Here is a 3,292-nt window from a genome sequence, read left to right on the forward strand (position 1 = left end):
GGCCGGAGGGGCTGGGCGCGCTGGTCGCCGGCACCGTCGGGCCGGTCGCCCTGGTCGTCGGCACGGTCGCCGTCGCGCTGCTGGCGGTGCCGGCGGTACCAGGCCGCCCGTGGCAGGGACCGGTCGCCGTGGTCGCCGCCCTCGCCGTCGCGGTCGGCCTGCTCCGCCACGTGGTACGCCGGCTCGGCGGGGTCACCGGCGACGTGCTCGGGGCCACCGTGGAGATCGTCACCACGCTGGTCTACCTGGGACTGGTGCTGTCCGGCTGAGCGCGGGCCACCCGTCCGGGTAGCGTTCTTCAACGACAGCACCGGCGCGGTCGATGGGGGACGGCATGCTCATCACGGACGACTTCCTGCCCGTACCGGTCCCGGAGTCGCTGGACGCGACCTATCTGGTACCCGTCGCCGGCTTGCCGAAGGTCAGCCCGAAGACCGCCGTCGAGGCGCTCACCGGGCGACTCGCCGAGCCGGTGCACGGGCTGGCAAGGCAGATGCTCGACAGCCCGCTGATGACCGTGGACACCCGGCTGATCAGCGAGTTCCCCGAACTGCCGCCGGACCTGCTGACCGCGTTCGGTGCCACCGAGGCGCAGTTGGCCCGGCTGGCCGCCGCCACCCATCTCGTGGTGGTGCAGGCGGAGTACCGGCCGGGCTGGCCGCCCGCGCACGAGTGGGCGGCCCGGGCGGTCGCCGCGGCGGTCGCCGAGACGGTCAAGGGTGACGTGGTGGACGTCTTCGGTCTGCAGTTCCTCGACCCGGCGACCGCGCTGCGTTCCCTCCCCGACGAGGAGGGCCGGATCCGGCTGGTCGACTGGGTGCTCGTGCCGTACTCGTCGGACGCCGACGGGCTCTGGTTCACCACCAAGGGGCTGCGCCGGTTCGGCCTGCTGGAACTCCAGGCCCAGGGGGTGCCGGACCACCTCACCCGGGCCTGGGGCGCGGTGATGACCGGTGCCGCCCGCCGGCTGCTGCGGGAGTGGACCGAGGGGCTGACGGGCGAGGAGGTGCCGGCGTTCGTGCAGCTGCCGGTGCTGGCCACGGTGACCGGGCACGACATCGCCGTCGCGTACGGCAATCCGGAGCAGCACGGGGCGACGGCGCCGGTGCTGCTCCGGCTGGAGTTGGACCCGGCCACCGACCCGGACGCGGACTCGTTCCTCAGCCTGCGCCCGCCGCCCGGGCACCCGGGGCCGCCGGGGCGCTACTTCGCCGCCGCCTGCGCCACCCTCTTCGCCGGCATCCAGCCGGACGTCCGGTACGCCCGTCCGGGTGACGCGATGAGCAAGGCGATCGCCACCGCCCGGGCCGGACTGGGCGACATCCGGGCCCGGTTCCTGGCCGGGAAGCTCCCCGCCGAGACGCAGCTCGTGATCAAGTACGGCCTGCCCGGCGACGACGGCCCGGAGTTCGTCTGGGCCGGGGTGACGTCCTGGGACACCCCGGAGCGGATCGTCGGCGCGAGCGCCAGCGACGCCGCCACCGACCCGACGGTCCGGATCGGCGCCCCGGTGGTGGTGGAGGCCGCCGACGTGGTCGACTGGGCCCTACTCGACGGCACCGGCGTCATCGAAGGCGGCTGGACCCAAGCGGTCCTCGACGCCGGCGAACGCCCCACCGCGGACTGACCCCTCCCGCTCCCGCGTGAGTTGATCAAGAAGTTTGCGTCTTCCGGCGACCGGATTCCGACGCAAACCTCTTGATCAACAACCGCCCGGCGGGTTACTTGACCGAGGGGGTGACGAAGGGAGGACGGGTGACGCGCATCTGGGCGCGGCGGCCGCGGATGTCGACCTCGACGACGTCACCGTCGGCGATCTTCAGGTCGGTGTCGAGCAGGGCGAGAGCGATGCCCTGCTTCTTCGTCGGGCTGAAGGTGCCGCTGGTGATCGTGCCGACCCGGGTGTCACCCGCGTAGACCGCCATGCCGGGGCGCGGGATCGCCCGGTCGACGGCCTCCAGGCCGCGCAGCGTACGCCGGGGGCCGGCGGCCTTCTCGGCGAGCAGCGCCTCCCGGCCCCAGAAGGCCGGCTTGTCCCAGCCCACCGCCCACCCGGAGCGGCCCTGCACCGGGGTGATCTCAAGCGACAGGTCCTGCCCGTGCAGCGGGTAGCCCATTTCCGTGCGCAGCGTGTCCCGGGCGGCCAGACCGCAGGCCCGCAGCTCGTACGCCTCGCCGGCGGCGAAGAGCGCGTCCCACACGGCGACCGCCTGCTCGGCCGGTACGACCAGCTCGTAGCCCAGCTCGCCGGTGTAGCCGGTCCGGCACACGGTCAGCTGCACCCCGTCGAGCGTGGCGGTGGAGAAGCTCATGTAGCTGTGCTCGGTGGGCAGGCCCAGCGCCCCGAGCAGCTCGGCCGAGCGCGGCCCCTGCACGGCCAGCACCGCGTACGCCTCGTGCTCGTCGGTGACCGCCACCCCGGTCGGCGCGGCGGCGCGGAGCCGGCGGACCACCTCGGCGGTGTTGGCGGCGTTCGGGATGAGGAAGACGTGGTCGTCGGCGTGCAGGTAGGCGATGATGTCGTCCACCACGCCGCCGGTCGCCTCGTCGCAGCAGAGCGTGTACTGCGCCTTGCCGGGTGCGATCCGGCCGAGGTCGTTGGTGAGGCAGGCGTTGACGAAGTCGGCGGCGCCCGGCCCGGTGATCCGGGCCTTGCCGAGGTGCGAGACGTCGAAGACGCCGACCCCGGTACGGACCGCCGTGTGCTCCTTGAGGACGCCGCCACCGGCGTACTCCAGCGGCATCTCCCAGCCCCCGAACGGGGCAAATTTGGCGCCGAGAGCGGTGTGCCGCTCGTGCAGCGGGGAACGACGGAGCCGGGTCTCGGCGGCGTCGGTGGTCACCTCGGTCATGGGTGGCAACTTACCGGGACCTGAACGTCTGGTTAGCATCGGCGGGACCCGTCGATCCGATCGACGGGACGCACCTGACGTCCGGCGGGTAGGTTGCCGCCGGAGACCTTCATCGCCGGTACGCGACGACGCGGCCGGCCCGGCCCGCCCGGAGTAGCTTCAGTGACATCACCTCGCACCACCCTGAGCCTGGTCGACACCGACCCCGCCGAACTCGCCGTCGACGCGATCGTGATCGGCGTGCACAGCCAGCCCGGCGAGCAGGATGCCGCCGGCAGCCTGCTGCTCGCCAGCGGCGCGGAGAGCATCGCCGCCGCGTTCGACGGCAAGCTGACCGAGACGCTGGCGCTGCTCGGCGCGACCGGCGGCCCCGGCGAGGTGATCAAGCTGGCCACGCTGGGCACGGTCACCGCCCCGATCGTCGCCGGGGCCGCCGGTCG

3 protein-coding genes and 1 pseudogene are annotated in these 3,292 nt (G+C 73.5%); 3 read left to right on the forward strand and 1 reads right to left on the reverse strand.

What is annotated here, in order from left to right:
* A partial coding sequence (locus tag DKL51_RS28665; protein WP_185734949.1) for an adenosylcobinamide-GDP ribazoletransferase occupies positions 1-269 on the forward strand: 269 nt, incomplete at its 5' end.
* Positions 270-334: 65 nt separating this feature from the next.
* A complete protein-coding gene (locus tag DKL51_RS28670) occupies positions 335-1,627 on the forward strand; it encodes a DUF2314 domain-containing protein (protein ID WP_124812755.1) in 1,293 nt (430 codons plus the stop codon).
* A gap of 94 nt (positions 1,628-1,721) precedes the next feature.
* Here the strand turns inward: DKL51_RS28670 and gcvT are convergent, their stop codons facing one another.
* Positions 1,722-2,852, reverse strand: a complete 1,131-nt coding sequence (gcvT, locus tag DKL51_RS28675) for a glycine cleavage system aminomethyltransferase GcvT (protein WP_124812757.1) — start codon at positions 2,850-2,852, stop codon at positions 1,722-1,724.
* Positions 2,853-3,014: 162 nt separating this feature from the next.
* Between gcvT and DKL51_RS28680 the strand changes: the two are divergent.
* A pseudogene (locus DKL51_RS28680) lies at positions 3,015-3,292 on the forward strand (leucyl aminopeptidase); the annotation flags it as partial.

The sequence above is a fragment of the Micromonospora globispora genome (genome assembly GCF_003857015.1).
Classification (GTDB): Bacteria; Actinomycetota; Actinomycetes; order Mycobacteriales; family Micromonosporaceae; genus Micromonospora; species Micromonospora globispora.

Bases quoted from the DNA above. Each gene is read 5' to 3' on its own strand.
- DKL51_RS28670 (WP_124812755.1), top strand. From the start codon at position 335: ATGCTCATCACGGACGACTTCCTGCCCGTACCGGTCCCGGAGTCGCTG.
- gcvT (WP_124812757.1), bottom strand. From the start codon at position 2,852: ATGACCGAGGTGACCACCGACGCCGCCGAGACCCGGCTCCGTCGTTCC.